Consider the following 19,164-nt stretch of genomic DNA (forward strand, 5'->3'; position numbering starts at 1 on the left):
GATCATTGGCATGAGTTTCCTGCGAACGAAATCGCGAACGCGGCTGACGCCGCTCGCGGTGCTGGCCGCGCTGGTCCTGGGGACGACCATGCTGACCGGAGTGGTCGGCGCGGCAGCCCCTGGGCAGGTGCGCATGCCCGACGAGTCGGTGTTCTACCCCCAGCGTGACAACGCGCAGCGGGCGGCCGCCGCGGCGGTCACCGTGCCGACCGGGTTCCAGCACGAGACGGTGATCTCGGGCCTGACCGAGCCGACCGTGGTGGCATTCGCGCCGGACGGCAAGACCTTCGTCGGCGACAAGTCCGGCGTGATCCGGGTGTGGGACAAGGTGGACGCCGGCACGTCCAAGGTTTTCGCCGACCTGAGCAAAGAGGTGTTCAACGGCTGGGACCGCGGGCTCATCGGCCTTGCCGTGCACCCGAAGTTCCCGCAGGAGCCGTACGTCTACGCGCTCTACACGCACGACGCCCCGCCTGGGGAGACCGCGCCGAAGTGGAACGACCAGTGCCCGTCGCCGCCCGGTTACACCGAGGACGGCTGCGTGGTCACCAACCGGATCGTCAAGCTGACGATGGGACAGGACGGCGTCGCGGGCCAGCCGGAGACGCTGGTCAGCGGCTGGTGCCAGCAGTACCCCAGCCACAGCGCGGACACTCTCGCGTTCGGCCCGGACGGCGCGCTGTACGCGAGCGCCGGTGAGGGCGCGAGCTTCAACTTCGCCGACTACGGCCAGCAGAAGAACCCGTGCGCCGACCCGCCTGGCGGTGCCGGCACCAACCTGACCATCCCGGACGCACGCGGCGGTTCGCTGCGTGCGCAGTCACCGCGTCGCCCCGACGGCGAGTCTGCCGTGCTCAACGGCACCGTCATCCGGATCGACCCCGCCACGGGCAAGGGCGTGGCTGGCAACCCGTACGCCAGCAGCACCGACGAGAACAAGCAGCGCATCCTGGCGTACGGCCTGCGTAACCCGTTCCGCTTCGCGGTTCGCCCGCAGACCAACGAGGTCTGGGTCGGTGACGTCGGCGAGATGCGTGCCGACGAGATCAACCGGTTCACGCCGGACCCGGCGAAGGCCCCGAACTTCGGGTGGCCGTGCTTCGAAGGCAAGGACGCGCACCCGGGCTGGCAGGCCGCTGGCCTGGCGATGTGCGACTCGCTCTACGCACAGGGCGGCGACCACAAGCCCGCGTTGCAGTACACCAACGGTGCGAAGGTGTCGCCGGACGACACGTGTCCCAGCACCAGCGGTGCCTCGTTGTCCGGCTTCGCTTTCGCCGACGACAAGACGCTGCCTGAGCCCTACCGCAACTCGCTGTTCTTCAGCGACAGCACCCGTGGCTGTGTCTGGGTGATGGGCAAGGACGCCAACGGCGCGCCAGACCCAGCCAAGGTGACCACCTTCGCCAGCGGACTGTCGGTGCCGGTACAGCTGGAGTTCGGTCCCGGTGGCGCCCTGTACTACGTGTCGCTCGACACCGGTGAGCTGCGCCGGATCGCCTACGACAACGACCCGAACGCCGAGCCGAAGGCCGTGATCAAGGCCAACCCGACCGCCGGGCGGTCACCGCTGCTGGTGACGTTCGACGGCCGCGGCTCCACCGACCCGAACGGCGACAAGCTGCGCTACGAGTGGGACCTCGACGGCGACGGCAAGTTCGACGACAGCCGTTTGCCGATGGCGGTCTGGGTCTACCCGAAGAAGGAGTTCGTGCGGCCCGCGCTGAAGGTCACCGACCCGGGCGGCAAGAGCTCGATCGCCAAGATCGACATCGTGGTGGACAACGCACCCGCACCCGAGCCCACACCGGTGATCGACACCCCGGGCACGGACCTGCGATGGCATGTCGGCCAGAAGGTCTCCTTCGCCGGCAAGGCCACCGACGCCAAGGACGGCACGCTGCCCGCGTCCGCGCTGACCTGGAAACTGACCATGCGTCACTGCGCGGGCGACGGCAACTGCCACAGCCATGACATCGAGACCTTCACGGGTACGTCCGGTGAGTTCACCGCACCTGACCATCCGTACCCGTCGCACCTGGAGCTCACGCTGACGGCCAAGGACTCCGACGGCAACGTCTCGAGCAAGACCATCGAGCTGCAGCCGAAGACGGTGGACCTGACCTTCAAGTCCGACCCGCCGGGCATCGGCGTGACCGTCAGCAACTACGGCGTGGTCACCGACTCCACGATCAAGGTGATCGTCGGCAGCGCGCTCTCGGTCAGCGCCGCGGGCAAGATCGAGGTCCCGCCGTACGTCCTGGTGTTCGACAAGTGGGATGACGGTGCCGGTGCCAGCCGCATCATCAAGGCGCCGGAGCAGCCCGCGACCTACACCGTGCACTACGTGATCAACTGACCGCGCGACCGCGGCTGACGTGGCCTCCCGGCGTACCTGGCCGGGAGGCCACATTCCTGCCTAGGGGACGGCTAGGGGTGTTGTCCCATCTGGGCCGGAAATATTCTCACCGTGAATTGTGGGGCAAGTACGCGCTCATTTGTTCTGCCATTTTCTGGGGTGTTTCGTCGTGAAGAGGTGGGTATCTGGTGAGCAATGAGCAGAGGCTTCGGGACTACCTCAAGCGCGTGACGACCGATCTGGCGCAGACCCGCCAGCGGCTGCAGGCGGCCGAGGCCGCGGACGCCGAGCCGATCGCCATTGTCGGTATCGCCTGCCGGTTTCCCGGTGGTGTCCGCTCAGCTGAAGACCTGTGGGCGCTGGTTCGCGACGGCGGCGACGCGATCAGCCCGTTCCCGGCCGATCGCGGCTGGGACTTGGCTGAGTTGTACGACGAGGATCCGGACCAGCCCGGCACCAGCTACGTCCGTGAAGGCGGTTTCCTGTACGACGCGGCGGATTTCGACGCGGAGTTCTTCGGGATCTCGCCGCGTGAGGCGCTCGCGATGGACCCGCAGCAGCGGCTGTTGCTCGAAGTCTCGTGGGAAGCGCTCGAACGGGCCGGGATCGTGCCGGACACGCTGCGCGGCAGCCGCACGGGCGTGTTCTCCGGCGTCGCCTACTTCGACTACCTGAATCGCTTCACCGACGCGGAGATGCCGCCGGACCTGGAAGGCTTTGTCGGCAACGGCAACGTCGGCAGCATGGCCAGCGGCCGGATCGCGTACACGTTCGGGCTGGAAGGCCCCACGCTCACTGTGGACACCGCGTGCTCCTCCTCCCTGGTCACGCTTCACCTCGCCGTGCAGGCGCTGCGGTCCGGTGAATGCGACATGGCGTTGGCGGGCGGTGTCACGGTCATGCCCAGCCCGGCCACGTTCCAGGACTTCAGCCGCCAGCGCGGCCTGGCGCGTGACGCCAGGGTCAAGGCGTTCGGCGAGGGCGCGGACGGCACCATCATGAGCGAGGGTGTCGGCATGCTCCTGGTGGAGCGGCTGTCCGACGCCCAGCGCAACGGACACACAGTGCTCGCCGTAGTCCGTGGTACCGCAGTGAATTCCGACGGCGCGAGCAGTGGGCTCACCGCGCCGAACGGTCCCTCCCAGCAGCGGGTGATCCGTGCGGCACTGGCGAATGCCCGGCTCCAGCCGTCCGATGTGGATGCTGTCGAGGCGCACGGCACCGGTACGTCGCTGGGTGACCCGATCGAGGCGCAGGCGCTGATCTCGGCTTACGGCCAGGATCGGGACCGGCCGCTGTTTCTGGGTTCGGTGAAGTCGAACATCGGGCACACGCAGGCGGCCGCCGGTGCGGCCGGGCTGATCAAGATGGTCATGGCCATCCGGCACGGTGTGCTGCCGCGGACATTGCACGTCAGCGAACCATCGTCGCATGTGGACTGGTCGGCCGGTTCGGTCGAGGTGCTCACCGACGCGCGGGATTGGCCGGAGACTGGGAACCCGCGCCGGGCAGGCATTTCGTCGTTCGGGATGAGCGGGACGAACGCCCACGCTGTCATCGAGCAGGCTCCGGACCAGGAAGCCCGTGTTGTCGAACGCCGTGTGCCGTCGACTGTGCCGTGGGTGCTGTCCGGGAAGACACCCGAAGCGTTGCGCGGGCAAGCGGCGAACCTGCGTTCGGTTGCCACTTCTGAGGACTTGGCCGGTATCGCTGCTTCGCTGGTGTCGACGCGCGCCGCGTTGGAACAACGCGCTGTTGTGTTGGGCGACAGCAGGGACAGCCTCCTCGAGGCGTTGGACGCATTGGCGGAGGGACGTTCCACCGCCGATGTGATCACCGGTTCTGTTGTTCGCGGTAAGACCGCGTTCCTGTTCACTGGTCAGGGTGCGCAGCGGGTCGGGATGGGCCGTGAGCTGTACGCCGAGTTCCCGGTGTTCGCTGAGGCTTTCGACGCTGCCTGCGCGTTGCTGGACGCGCGGGTGCGGGATGTGGTGGCTGGTGAGCCGGAGGCGCTCAACCAGACGGAGTTCGCGCAGGCGGCGTTGTTCGCGGTCGAGGTTGCGTTGTTCCGGTTGGTGGAGTCGTGGGGTGTGCGCCCGGACTTCCTGATGGGCCACTCGATTGGTGAGATCTCCGCGGCGCATGTTGCTGGTGTGTTGTCGCTTGAGGACGCGTGCACGCTGGTGTCGGCTCGTGGTCGTTTGATGCAGGCTCTGCCTTCCGGCGGAGCGATGGTCGCCATCGAAGCGACCGAGGATGAGATCGAGACCACTGGCGAGTTCGGGATCGCCGCGATCAACGGCCCGAAATCTGTGGTGATTTCGGGTGTTGAGTCAGCTGTGCTCGCGGTGGCCGAGAAGTTCTCGGCGCAGGGGCGTAAGACGAAGCGGTTGGCGGTGAGCCACGCGTTCCATTCGCCGTTGATGGAACCTATGCTCACCGAGTTCGCCGAGGTCCTTCGAGGCTTGACGTTCAACGAGCCACGGATCCCGGTCGTGTCGAACGTGACCGGCGCACTGGCCACCGAGCTGACCTCGCCGGAGTACTGGGTCTCCCATGTGCGCCAGGCAGTGCGGTTCGTCGACGGCGTGCAGACCCTGGCCGAGCAGGGTGTGACGGCTTTCCTTGAGCTGGGGCCGGATGGTGTGCTGACCGCGTTGGCACAGGGATGCCTGCCTGAGGCCGATGCCGTCTTCACGTCGGTGCTTCGGAGTGACCGTCCCGAGGTACGGACTGCGATCGGCGCGATGGGTGCGCTGTACACCCGCGGTGTCGCGGTGAACTGGACCGCTCTGGTCAACGAGACTTGCGTCGAGCTGCCCACCTATGCCTTCCAGCGCGCGCGGTTCTGGTTCGACCCACCCAAGACCGGCGGCAGGTCCGCTGCGACTGGGCTTGGCCTGGCCGCCACTGGGCACCCGCTGCTCGGCGCCGCCATCGAGCTGGCCACCGACGACGAAACTGTGCTCACGGGCAGGTTGTCGCTGAGCACGCACCCGTGGCTGGCTGAGCACGCGGTGAACGGCCAGGTTCTGTTGCCTGGCACCGCGTTCGTGGAGCTGGCCGTGCAGGCTGGTGACAGGGCAGGCTGCCCGCGGCTGGACGAACTGATCATCGAGGCTCCGCTGGTCCTGCCGGAGAACGGCGGTGTACGCCTGCAGGTGGCCATCGGGGCACGCGACGAGCGCGGCCGCCGGGAACTGGGGGTGTACTCCCGTCCCGAAGATGACGTCGACGGGGCATGGATCCGGCACGCTACGGGCGCACTGAGCACAGTGGACCACCCGGCCACCGGTTCACTCACCGAATGGCCACCGGCCGGAGCCGAATCGGTCGAGATCGGCGACTTCTACGCCGACGCCGAGCGGCAGGGGTTCGCCTACGGCCCGGTCTTCCAAGGCATCCGGGCGGTGTGGCGCCGTGCCGACGAGGTCTTCGCCGAGATCGAGCTGCCTTCCGACGCACACGCCGACGCCGCCCGGTTCGCAGTCCACCCGGCCCTGCTGGACGCCGCGTTGCAAGCGCTTGCGTTCGGCGACTTGGTCGAAGGTGGGTCCGCGGGCAAGCTGCCGTTCGCGTGGACAGATGTCACCGTGTTCGCCGTCAATGCCACATCCGCGAGGGTCCGGCTCGGCTCGGCGGGCACGGACGCGGTGTCGGTCCTGGTCGCCGACGGTGCGGGCGAACCTGTTGTGGAGATCGGTTCACTGACACTGCGCGCGCCGAGCCAGCAGCAGACCGACCCATACCGCGATGTCCTGTTCCGTGTGGACTGGCAGTCCATCCCGGCGCCAAGCGGGAACGCCGCGACGGAGTACATGGTGGTCCCGCACGAGAGCGGGGTCGATTTGACCACCGCGCTCGACCGGATGTTGCGGCGTGTCCAGGCATGGTTGGCCGACGATGCCTTGTCGGACACGAAGTTCGTGCTGCTCACCCGCGGTGCGGTGGCGGTCGGCGACGACCCGGCACCCGACCCTGTGGCCGCGGGAGTGTGGGGTCTGCTGCGATCCGTCCGGGAGGAAAACCCCGGCCGGATCGCACAGATCGACGTCCTGGATGGCACCGATGGCACTGAGTCGCTGGAGGCCGCGCTCGCCACGGGCGAACCCGAAATCGCCGTACGCGACGGGGAACTGTTCGCCCCACGCCTGGTACGGCACGATTCGACTGCGACGCTGACTCCGCCAGACGGCCCATGGCGGCTGGAGAGCGCGGACAAGTCGACGCTGGCGAACCTCGCCCTGCTGCCATGCCCCGAGGTCATCGAACCCCTTGCGCCAGGTGAGGTTCGTGTCTCGGTGCGGGCCGCTGGCCTGAACTTCCGTGACGTGCTCAACGCACTGGGTATGTACCCGGGCGACGCCGGGCTGATCGGTGTCGAAGGCGCCGGAGTGATCACCGAGGTCGGGCCGGACGTCACAGGTTTCGCCGTCGGCGACCGAGTGCTCGGCCTGCTGCCGGGCGGGTTCGGTCCCATCGCGGTCACCGATGCCCGCACGGTCGCGCACATCCCGGAAGGCTGGACGTTCACCGAGGCAGCCTCGGTCCCGGTGGTGTTCCTGACCGCCTACTACGCCTTGCGTGACCTCGCTGACGTACAGGCAGGGGAGTCGCTGCTGGTCCACGCCGCCGCTGGCGGTGTCGGAATGGCCGCGGTGCAACTCGCCCGGCACTGGGGAATCGACGTCTTCGGCACCGCGAGTAAGTCCAAACAGGACACCCTGCGGGCGCTCGGGATCGCCGACGACCACCTCGCCTCGTCTCGCGACCTCGCCTTCGCCGAGAAGTTCCTCGACGTCACCGGTGGACGCGGTGTCGACGTCGTTCTGAACGCCTTGGCAAACGAGTTCGTCGACGCGTCCCTGCGCCTGCGGCCGCGCCGGTTCCTGGAGATGGGCAAGACCGACGTCCGCGAACCCGCAGAGGTCGCGGCCGCGCACGAAGGCGTGGCGTACCACGCTTTCGACCTCGGTGACGCTGGCCCGCAGCGGATCGGCGAGATGCTGCGGGACGTGCTGGCTCTGTTCGCTGAAGGTGCGCTGAGCTTCCTGCCGATCCGGGTATGGGACGTCCGCCGTGGTGCGGAGGCTTTCCGTTTCGTCTCGCAGGCCAAGCACATCGGCAAGGTCGTACTCACAGTTCCCCGGTCCTTGGACTCTGCGGGAACGGTCCTGATCACCGGCGGTACAGGGACGCTTGGCGGGCTGGTCGCCCGGCATTTGGTCACCGAGCACGGTGTACAGGATCTTGTGCTGGCAAGCCGGAGCGGTCAGGCTCCCGAGCTTGAGGCGGAGCTGACCGGTCTTGGCGCGCGGGTCCGTGTGGAGGCCTGCGATATCGCCGACCGCGAGCAGTTGCGGGTACTTCTGGGCACGATCCCCGCGCTGACCGCGGTCGTGCACGCGGCCGGGGTTCTCGACGACGGTGTTGTTCCCGCGCTGGACCACGACCGTCTCACCCGTGTCCTGCGCCCGAAGGCAGACGCGGCTCAGGCTTTGCACGAACTGACACGGCATCTTGATCTCGCGCAGTTCGTGATGTTCTCTTCTGGTGCGGGTGTCTTCGGCAGTCCAGGGCAGGGAAACTACGCCGCGGCAAACGCTTTCCTCGACGGTTTGGCCGAAGAGCGCCGCGGCGAGGGCTTGCCCGCTGTGGCCCTGGCTTGGGGACTGTGGGCGCAGGCCAGCGGTATGACCGCCGGGCTCAGCGAGACGGACCTGGCACGGATGGCCCGCAGCGGCAGCGGTGCCCTGTCCACCGAGCAAGGCCTGGCGCTTTTCGACCACGGCCGAAACGGTCCATATGCGACATTGGTGCCCGCTCCGCTTCAGCCAGCCGCGCTGCGGGCCGAGGCGCAAGCGGGCACCCTGCCCGCGTTGCTGCGTGGGCTGGTGCGCACGGGCACGCGTCGTACGGCAGCGGCAGCCGTGCAGGGCAACGAGTTCGCCCGGCGGATGGCCGGACTGTCCGAAGTGGATCGCGAGCGGGCGCTGGTTGATCTTGTCCGGGCCGAAGCTGCTACAGTGCTGGCGTACGACTCGGCAGACCGGGTGCACGCGGACCGCGCGTTCAAGGAGCTCGGTTTCGATTCGCTCACCGCGATCGAACTGCGTAACCGGATCAGTGCCGCCACTGGCGTGAAACTGCCTGCCACCCTGGTTTTCGACTATCCAACGCCGGCCGTTCTCGGCCGGTTCCTCCGCGATCGGCTCGTCGGTCACCCGATAGGGAAAGGGGCACCCCCCACCCCCGAACCCACCGGGCACACCGACGAGCCGATCGCAATCGTCGGCATGGCCTGCCGTCTGCCCGGCGGAGTCACCAATCCGGAGCAGCTCTGGGAAATGCTCGTCGCCGGGCAGGACGGGATCGGGCCGATGCCGTCCGACCGCGGCTGGGATGTCGAGCGTCTCTACGACGCCGACCCGGAGAAGCCCGGCACCATGTACACGGTCGAAGGCGGGTTCGTCGCCGGGGCCGCGGACTTCGACGCAGGGTTCTTCGGAATCTCTCCGCGTGAGGCGTTGGCCATCGACCCGCAGCAGCGGCTTCTGCTGGAAACCTCATGGGAGGCCCTGGAAAGCGCGGGCATCGACCCCTTGTCGCTGCGGGGTTCCTCCACTGGGGTGTTCGCAGGTGCAGGCGGTACCGACTACGCCAACCTCCTGAAGAACGCGCCTGCGGAAACCGAGATGCACATCCTGACCGGCACGGCAGGGGCCGTCGTGTCTGGCCGGATCTCTTACGTGTTCGGGCTGGAAGGCCCGGCGGTCACGGTGGACACGGCGTGTTCATCGTCATTGGTGGCCTTGCACCTGGCCGTGCAGGCGCTGCGGCAAGGCGAGTGCGACCTCGCGCTGGCCGGTGGTGTCACAGTGATGGCCACTCCTGCCACGTTCGTCGAGTTCAGCCGTCAGCGCGGCCTCGCCGCTGACGGCCGGTGCAAGCCTTTCGCTGAGGCCGCGGACGGCACCGGCTGGGGCGAAGGTGCTGGCATGCTCCTGGTGGAGCGGTTGTCGGACGCTCAGCGCAAGGGCCATCGAGTCCTGGCTGTGGTTCGCGGCAGTGCTGTCAATCAGGATGGTGCGTCGAATGGTTTGACGGCACCGAACGGTCCTTCGCAGCAACGCGTTATTCGCGCTGCGTTGGCGAGTGCTGGCCTGACTGCGTCTGATGTGGACGCTGTTGAGGCGCACGGCACGGGGACTTCGCTGGGCGATCCGATTGAGGCGCAGGCGCTGCTGGCGACTTATGGGCAGGATCGGGATCGGCCGTTGTGGCTGGGTTCGGTGAAGTCGAACATCGGTCACACGCAGGCAGCGGCGGGTGTCGCTGGTGTCATCAAGATGGTCATGGCGATGCGGCACGGCCTGTTGCCGAAGACCTTGCACGTGGATGCTCCCTCGTCGCATGTGGACTGGTCGTCCGGTGCGGTGGAGTTGCTGACTGAGGCGCAGCCGTGGCCTGAGGTCGAGCGTCCTTGGCGTGCTGCCGTTTCGTCGTTCGGGATCAGCGGGACGAACGCGCACACGATCATCGAGCAGGCTCCCGAGCAGGATCTTGAGGCCGTCTCGACGGTGCCTTCGGTTGTGCCGTGGGTGTTGTCGGCGAAGTCGGCCGCGGCCTTGCGAGGGCAGGCCGCGGCACTTCGTGATGTCGTCGGGGACGCGGCAGATGTGGCGTACTCCCTGGCGACGAGTCGGGCGGCGCTGGACCACCGCGCGGTCGTTCTCGGTGATCTTGCCGCTGGGTTGACTGCGTTGGCTGAGGGGACTGCGTCTCCGGATGTGGTCACCGGTGTGGTGAGTCCGGGCAAGACGGCGTTCTTGTTCACGGGTCAGGGTGCGCAGCGGGTGGGGATGGGGCGTGAGTTGTATGCCGAGTTCCCGGTGTTTGCTGAGGCTTTTGATGCTGTGTGTGAGTTGTTGCATCCGCGGTTGCGTGAGGTTGTTGACGGCGAGCGGGAGCTGTTGAATCAGACGGAGTTCGCTCAGGCTGGGTTGTTTGCCGTTGAGGTGGCGTTGTTCCGGTTGGTGGAGTCGTGGGGTGTTCGGCCTGATTTCCTGATGGGCCACTCGATCGGTGAGATCTCTGCGGCTCACGTCGCTGGAGTCTTGTCCCTTGAGGACGCGTGCAAGCTTGTGTCGGCTCGTGGCCGTCTGATGCAGGCCTTGCCTGCGGGTGGGGCGATGGTTGCCATTGAGGCGACCGAGGATGAGATCGAGTCGACGGATGAGTTCGGGATTGCCGCGATCAATGGCCCGAATTCGGTGGTGATTTCGGGTGTTGAGTCTGTTGTTCTTGGGGTGGCTGAGCAGTTTGCGGCGCGGGGTCGGAAGACGAAGCGTTTGCAGGTCAGTCATGCGTTCCATTCGCCGTTGATGGAGCCGATGCTTGCCGAGTTTGCTGAGGTGCTACGAGGACTGGAGTTCAGTGAGCCGCAGATTCCGGTCGTGTCGAACGTGACTGGTGGGCTGGCTACTGAGTTGGCTTCGCCGGAGTATTGGGTTTCGCATGTTCGCCAGGCTGTGCGGTTCGCGGATGGTGTGAAGACGCTGTCGGCGCAGGGTGTTTCGGCGTTCGTCGAGCTGGGGCCGGATGGTGTGTTGGCGGGGATGGCTCAGGGATGCGTGTCCGAGGGCCTGTTCGTGCCTGTGTTGCGCGGTGATCGGCCTGAGGTTCGTGCTGCGATTGGTGCGTTGGCCGCGTTGCACACCCGTGGTGTTTCCGTCGACTGGACGGCGCTGGTCAAGGGCAAGCGGGTCGACTTGCCGACCTACGCCTTCCAACACGAACGCTTCTGGCCAAGGGGTGTCACCACCGGTCAGGGAGACCTGACGGCCGCCGGGCTTGACGCGGCCGACCACCCGTTGCTGGGTGCCGCGGTCGAGGTCGCCGACGGCGAACTGGTGCTCACCGGACGCCTTGCCCTTGCCACGCACGGCTGGCTGGCCGACCACGTGGTGCACGATCAGGCGCTGCTGCCTGGCACGGCCTTCGTGGAGCTGGCGTTGCAGGCCGGACGCAAGGCAGGCTGCGACAGGCTTGCTGAACTCACCCTCGCCGCGCCGCTCGTGCTCCCGCAAAGCGGTGGCGTGCAGCTCCAGTTGGTGCTGAGTGCGGCCGACGAGAGCGGCGGACGTGACATCACGGTCTACTCGCGGCGGGAACGCAACGGCTTGCCGGAGGAGTGGACACAGCACGCCACCGGTTCGCTAGTCGCCGGTTCACCGTCCGCCGCGAACGACCTGACCGCCTGGCCGCCTCCGGGCGCCGAGGCGATCGACGTCAACGGTTTCTACGACAGCTTCGGCGAAGGCTTCCGGTACGGGCCTGCTTTCCAAGGGCTGCGTGCCGCATGGCGACTCGGTGACGACGTCTACACCGAGGTCGAACTCGCGGAGGAGGAACACGCCGAGGCGGCGCGGTGCGGCTTGCACCCGGCACTGCTCGACGCGGCACTGCACGGAATCGGGTTCGGCGACTTCGTCTCCGGTGCTGGGGCGGGCTCGTTGCCGTTCGCGTGGTCCGGGGTCACGGTGTTCGCCGCCGCTGCGACCGCGCTGAGGGTCAAGCTCACCCCGGCAGGGACCGACACGGTTTCGGTGTTCGTCGCCGACAGCGAGGGCGAACCTGTGGCCGTGGTCGACTCGCTGGTGCTCCGGGCGGTGAGCGCGGAGTCGCTGCAGCAGACCAACGTCTCGCCGGACTCGTTGTGGACCCTGAACTGGGTCCCGCTCTCCGCAGACTCCACTGTGGACGCGCGAGTTGTCGTTGCGGAGGTCAGTGGTTCTGGTCCGGTCGATGTTGTGTCGTCGGTCCTGAACAGGGTGCAGGAGTGGCTTTCCGACTCGGACGATGACGCGCGGTTGGTTGTGGTGACGCGCGGTGCGGTGGCGATCGAGCCCGGCGAACTCGTCCGGGATGTGCCCGCAGCCGGTGTGTGGGGCTTGGTGCGTTCGGTTCAGGCTGAGCACCCGGACCGGGTCGTGATCGTCGATGTGGATGACGATCCGCGCTCGATGGACGTGCTGGCCCGCGTGGCTGGTTCTGGTGAACCGCAGGCCGCAGTCCGTGGCGGGGACGTGTTCGTGGCCCGGTTGGGCCGGGCGTCCACCCAGTTGGTTGCTCCGGCTGGTGCGTGGCGTTTGGACAGCGTGGGCAAGGGGACGCTGTCGAACCTGTCGCTGATCGAGTGGCCGGATGCCCAGCAGCCGTTGGGACCGTTGGATGTCCGGGTTGCGGTTCGTGCGGCGGGTGTGAACTTCCGTGACGTGCTTAATGCCTTGGGGATGTACCCGGGTGACGCCGGGTTGATGGGCATGGAAGGCGCTGGTGTGGTGCTGGAGGTTGGTCCGGAGGTTGCTGGCCTGGTGCCGGGTGACCGGGTGATGGGCCTGATCTCCGCGTCCTTCGGACCGGTGGCGATGGCTGACGCCCGAATGGTCACCCGGATGCCGGACGACTGGTCGTTCACGGACGCGGCCACAATCCCACTGGTCTTCCTGACGGCGTTCTATGCCTTGCGGGACCTGGCAGATGTGAAGTCCGGCGAGTCGGTCCTTGTGCACGCCGCTGCTGGTGGTGTGGGTATGGCTGCGGTCCAACTCGCCCAGCATTGGGGCATGCGGGTGTTCGGTACCGCGAGCCCGGGCAAGTGGGGCGCGGTCGGGTTGGCCGAGGAGAATCTCGCGTCGTCGCGGGACCTGGAGTTCGAGCAGAAGTTCCTTGCGGCGACCGACGGTCAGGGTGTCGATGTCGTGCTCGACGCGCTGTCCGGTGAGTTCGTCGACGCTTCACTGCGGTTGCTGCCGCGCGGCGGGCGTTTCATCGAGATGGGCAAGACCGATGTGCGCGAACCGGACCAGGTGGCCCAGGAGTTCCCGGGCGTCCGGTACCGGTCTTTCGACCTGATCGAGGCTGGCCCGGACCGCGTCGGCGAGATGTGGACCGAACTGGCCGAACTGATCTCCGTCGGCGCGATTCGGCCGTTGCCGGTGCGGGTGTGGGATGTCCGGCAGGCGGTGGACGCGTTCCGGTTCATGTCTCAGGCCAAGCACGTGGGCAAGGTCGTGCTCAGCCTGCCCCAGGCGTTGGACCCCGACGGCACGGTGTTGATCACCGGCGGGACCGGCAGCTTGGGCGGGTTGGTTGCACGCCGCCTGGTGGAGCAAGGGGTTCGTCGCCTGGTGCTGTTGAGCCGTCGAGGTGTGGCAGCGCCCGAACTGATCGAGGACCTGTCCGGTGCCGATGTGTCCGTGGTGGCGTGTGACGCGGCCGATCGTGATGCGTTGGCGGAGGTCATCAACGGCATCGACTCCTTGACCGCAGTCGTGCACACCGCTGGCGTGCTGGACGACGGAGTGGTGGAGTCGTTGACACCGCAGCGGGTCGAGAAAGTGATGAGCCCGAAGGCGTTGGCAGCCTGGAACCTCCATGAGCTGACTCGTGATCTCGACCTGGCGGAGTTCGTGGTGTTCTCCTCGGCCGCCGGGATCTTCGGCAACGCGGGACAGGCCAACTACTCCGCGGCGAACACGTTCCTGGACGGGCTGGCCGCACACCGGCGCGCCCTGGGTCTGCCGGGCTTGTCGCTCGCGTGGGGCTTGTGGGACCAGCAGGACGGCGGAATGGGCGCCGGGCTCGCAGCCGCGGACAAGGCCAGGACGTCCCGTTCCGGCAGCAGCGCCTTGAGCCCGGAGCAAGGCCTGGCGTTGTTCGACGTGACGCGGGCCCGAGCCGATGCCGTGCTGGTGCCAGCCCCGCTGGACCCGGCTTCGCTGCGGGACGAGACCGTGCCACCGCTCCTGAGGGCGTTGGCACAGCGGACCATTCGCCGTGCTGCCTCAGGAAAGGCGGGCAACGACGGTTCGCTCGTCCGGCAGCTGGCCGGGCTGGCCCAGGCGGAGCAGGACAAGCAGCTCACCGATCTGGTGCGGAGCAACGCGGCCATCGTCCTCGGTTACGACTCGCCCGACCGCATCGAGCCGGCGCAGGCGTTCAAGGACCTCGGGTTCGACTCGCTGACTTCGGTCGAGTTGCGCAACCGGCTCGCCGCCGCCGTCGGCACGAAACTGCCGGCCACGTTGATCTTCGACTACCCCAACCCGGCGGCGCTCGGTGCGTACCTGCGTACCGAACTGCTTGGCAAGCAGGAACAACCGGCACCTACGGCCCACAAGGTCGCGGTGGTCGCGGACGACCCGATCGCGATCGTCGGCATGGCCTGCCGGTTCCCCGGCGGGGTGAGCACGCCGGAGGAGTTCTGGGACCTGCTGGTCAACGGCCGGGACGCGATCACACAGTTCCCAGCCGACCGCGGCTGGGACATCGCCACGCTGTACCACCCCGACCCGGCACACCAGGGCACGACCTACACCGTCGACGGCGGGTTCATCCGGGACGCCACCGAGTTCGACGCCGGCTTCTTCGGCGTCTCGCCACGGGAAGCCCTGGCGATGGACCCGCAGCAGCGGCTGTTGCTGGAGACCGCGTGGGAGGCGTTCGAACGCGCCGGACTGGACGTGACGAGCTTGCGCGGCAGCGCGACCGGCGTGTTCGCGGGAACGATGGGACAGGACTACGCCAGCGTTCTGCAGAACGCCCCGGCGGAGACCGAGGCACACGCGCTCACGGGCAACGCCGCTTCCATTGTGTCCGGCCGGATCGCCTACAGCCTCGGGCTGGAAGGACCGGCCGTCACTGTGGACACCGCGTGCTCGTCCTCTCTTGTCGCATTGCACCTGGCGATCCAGGCGTTGCGCAACGGAGAGTGCGACCTCGCGTTGGCCGGTGGGGTCACCGTCATGTCCACACCGGCGGCCTTTGTGGACTTCAGCAGGCAACGCGGGCTGGCCAAGGACGGCCGGTGCAAGCCCTTCGCGGCGGGCGCCGACGGGACCAGTTGGGGTGAGGGCGCGGGATTGCTGGTTGTCGAACGGCTGTCAGACGCTCGCAGGAACGGTCACCAGGTCCTGGCGCTCGTGCGAGGCAGCGCGATCAACCAGGACGGTGCGTCGAACGGCCTCACGGCACCGAACGGACCGTCGCAGCAGCGCGTGATCCGGCAGGCACTCGCCGGTGCCGGGCTCTCACCGTCTGATGTGGACGCGGTGGAGGCACACGGCACGGGAACCGCGCTCGGCGACCCGATCGAGGCGCACGCGCTGCTGGCCACCTACGGCCAGGACCGGGATCGGCCGCTCTGGCTCGGCTCGGTGAAGTCCAACCTTGGCCACACCCAGGCCGCGGCCGGTGTCGCGGGCATCATCAAGATGGTCATGGCGATGCGCCACGGCGTGCTGCCGAAGACGCTGCACGTGGACGAGCCGTCGCCGCACGTCGACTGGTCCTCCGGTGCGGTGGAACTGCTCACCGACGCCCAGCAGTGGCCGAAGAACGACCGGCCACGCCGTGCCGCGGTGTCCTCGTTCGGCATCAGCGGCACCAACGCCCACACAGTGATCGAAGAAGCCCCCGACGCCCCTGCCACTGTCACGGTGACCGACCGGACCTTGGTGCCATGGGTGCTTTCCGGCAAGTCGGTGGACGCGGTCCGCAGCCAGGCCGTCAAACTGCGGGCCAGGGTGCTCGACGACCCCGAGCTCGGCAGCGTTGACGTCGGCTGGTCGCTGGCCACATCCCGCGCCGCACTCGAACACCGCGCAGTGGTTCTGGCCGCGGACGCGACCAGCGCCATCGCCGAACTCACCGCGCTGGCGGACGGAACGTCCTCGCCCGGAGTGGTGGAAGGCACTGTCGCCAAGGGCAAACTGGCGTTCTTGTTCACCGGGCAGGGTGCTCAGCGGATCGGGATGGGCCGTGAGCTGTACGCCGAGTTCCCGGTCTTCGCCGAAGCCTTCGACGCTGCTTGCGCCCTGCTGCATCCACAGGTGCGGGAGGTCATCGCAGGTGAGCCGGATCTGCTGAACCAGACGGAATTCGCGCAGGCGGCGTTGTTCGCGGTCGAGGTTGCGTTGTTCCGCTTGGTCGAGTCCTGGGGTGTGCGTCCGGACTTCCTGATGGGCCACTCGATCGGTGAGATCTCCGCGGCGCATGTCGCTGGCGTGTTCTCGCTTGAGGACGCCTGCAAACTGGTTGCCGCGCGCGGTCGGCTCATGCAGGCCCTACCGTCTGGCGGAGCGATGGTCGCGATCGAAGCGACCGAGGACGAGATCGACACCACCGACGAGTTCGGGATCGCCGCGATCAACGGCCCGAAGTCCGTGGTGATCTCGGGCGTTGAGGACGCCGTCCTCGCTGTGGCCGAGAAGTTCTCAGCGCAGGGCCGTAGGACCAAGCGTCTGACGGTGAGCCACGCGTTCCACTCGCCGTTGATGGAGCCGATGCTGGCCGATTTCGCCGAGGTGTTGCGCGAAATCAGCTTCAGCGAACCGACGATTCCGGTTGTTTCCAACGTGACCGGAGCACTCGACTCGGACGTGACCACGCCGGAGTATTGGGTTTCCCATGTGCGTCAGGCAGTTCGGTTCGCCGACGGCATCCAGACTCTGGCCGCAGCTGGCGTCACCGAGTTCCTCGAGCTGGGTCCGGACGGTGTCCTGTCGACGATGGCCCGCGACTGCCTGCCTGAGGAGACGGACTTCGCCTTCAGCTCGGCACTGCGTGGCGAGCGCCCTGAAATCCAGACTCTGCTGACCGCGCTCGGCAAGCTGTGGGTGCGAGGTGCGGAGCTGGACTGGACGGCCGTCTTCGGTCCGGCCAACCGCGTGGACCTGCCCACGTACGCTTTCCAGCGCCAGCGGTACTGGCTCGACGCGCCTGCCCCGAAGCCGCGGGAGTCCGAAGTGGACTCGATGTTCTGGGCGGCGGTCGAGGAACAGGACCTGGCATCCCTGGCCGACACCCTGGCCGTCGACGTCGACCAGCCACTCAGCGAAGTGCTTCCGGCGATGGCCGCGTGGCGGCGCCGGCAGCGTGATGAGTCCATTGTGGATGAGCTGCGCTATCAGGTCACCTGGCAGTCCTTGTCGGACAACTCGGCTGCACTGCGGGGCCGTTGGCTCTTGGTGCTTCCCGAGGACGGCCATCCGCTGGCCAAGGCGTTCGGCGACCACGCGGACACCGTCGTACTTCCCGAAAAGCCGGACCGGACGATGTTTGCCGACGTCACCGCCGACTACACGGGCGTGGCGATGGTCGTCGCGGCAGGTGAACGTGGCGCGACCGACAGCCTCCTGGCCGTGCAAGCGCTTGGCGACAGCGGGATCAACGCGCCGCTGTGGTTGCTGACCCAGGGCGCGGTCTCGGTGGGCCACGGCGATCGGCTCACCGACCCGGTGCAGGCGCAGGTCTGGGGACTGGGCCGGGTGGTCGGGCTCGAGCACCCGGAGCGATGGGGTGGCTTGCTCGACCTGCCTGGTGACCTCGACGAGCAGGCGGCGGCACGGGTTCTGGACGTGCTCGCCGCGGATGGTCCGGAAGACCAGCTCGCTGTGCGGTCCACGGGCGTCTTCGCCCGGCGGCTGATCCGAGCGGCGAGGCGGACGGCGGCCAAGTGGTCGCCGAGCGGCACAGTGCTGATCACGGGCGGGACTGGCGCGCTCGGTGGGGAAGTGGCCCGGTGGGCGGCCCGCGAGGGCGCGAAACACCTGGTGCTCACCAGCCGTCGAGGTGCCGCGGCGCCCGGTGCCACGGAACTCGCCGACGAACTGCGTGAGCTCGGCGTCGCGGTCACGCTCGCCGCGTGTGACATGGCCGACCGGGACGCGGTAGCCGCGCTGGTCAACGAATGCGGACCGGACCTGACGGCCGTGGTGCACGCGGCCGGGGTGTCCCAGTCGGCGCCACTGACCGACACGACGCCGGACGAGTTCGCGGCGGTCGTCGCCGGCAAGGTCGCCGGCGCGGTGCACCTGCATGAACTGACCCGTGAGCTGGACGCGTTCGTGGTCTTCTCCTCGATCGCCGGAATCTGGGGCAGCGCAGGGCAAAGCGGTTACGCGGCAGCGAACGCGGCACTGGACGCGTTGATCGAGCAACGCCGGGCAGACGGCCTTCCCGGCACAGCGCTGGCGTGGGGACCGTGGGCAGGCGGCGGCATGGCCGCGGGCGACGGCGGCGCGCAACTGGCCAGGATGGGACTGTCCGGGCTGGCACCCGAGCGGGCGATCACCGCATTGGCCAGGTCAGTCGGCGCCGCGGACGCGACGGTGACCGTGGCCGACGTGGACTGGTCACGATTCCTGCCGGTCTTCACCGCCGCACGCCCGGCACAGCTGTTCAGCAGCCTGCCGGAGGCGGCGACCGAACCAGTCGACGAGGCGGTGACCGGCCGTAAGGCGGAACTGGCGGCAATGGCGCCAGCCGACCTGCAGCGCACCTTGCTGGACTTGGTCCGTGCCGAGACCGCGGTCGTGCTGGGGCTGCCGGGCGCCAACGCGGTGGAACCGGCGCGGCAGTTCCGTGACCTCGGCATGGATTCGGTCACCTCGGTGGAACTGCGCGACCGGCTCGCCACAGTCTCAGGTGTCCGGTTGCCCGCGACCGTCGTCTTCGACTACCCGACGCCGGACGACCTCGTGGCCAACCTGGCCGCCGAGATCACCGGTGACAGCGACGAGACCGACGAGGACGCCCAGCTGCGCAAGGCGCTGGCCAAGCTCAGCCCCGCAGCGCTGCGGGAAGCCGGACTCGAAGGCACTCTGCTGCGGCTGGCCGGGATGCCGGCCGCGGACGCCGAGGAGGAGTCCGGCGAAGAGGACCTCGACTCGATGGACCTGGACAACCTGGTGCGGATCGCGCTCGACGGCAATTCCTGACGACCACAGCTTTCTGGGGAT

The 19,164-nt window shown here is 67.9% G+C and carries 2 protein-coding genes; both read left to right on the forward strand.

Annotated features, from left to right (window positions below; translation table 11 throughout):
* Window positions 1-10 precede the first annotated feature (10 nt).
* Window positions 11-2,359: a PQQ-dependent sugar dehydrogenase gene (locus tag B9C43_RS00860; protein ID WP_084424163.1), complete on the forward strand. Its 2,349-nt coding sequence runs from the start codon at window positions 11-13 to the stop codon at window positions 2,357-2,359.
* Window positions 2,360-2,547: 188 nt separating this feature from the next.
* A complete protein-coding gene (locus tag B9C43_RS00865; RefSeq protein WP_084424164.1) occupies window positions 2,548-19,143 on the forward strand; it encodes a type I polyketide synthase in 16,596 nt (5,531 codons plus the stop codon).
* Window positions 19,144-19,164 lie beyond the last annotated feature (21 nt).

The sequence above is a fragment of the Kibdelosporangium aridum genome (genome assembly GCF_900176515.1).
In the GTDB taxonomy this organism is placed as follows: Bacteria; Actinomycetota; Actinomycetes; order Mycobacteriales; family Pseudonocardiaceae; genus Kibdelosporangium; species Kibdelosporangium aridum.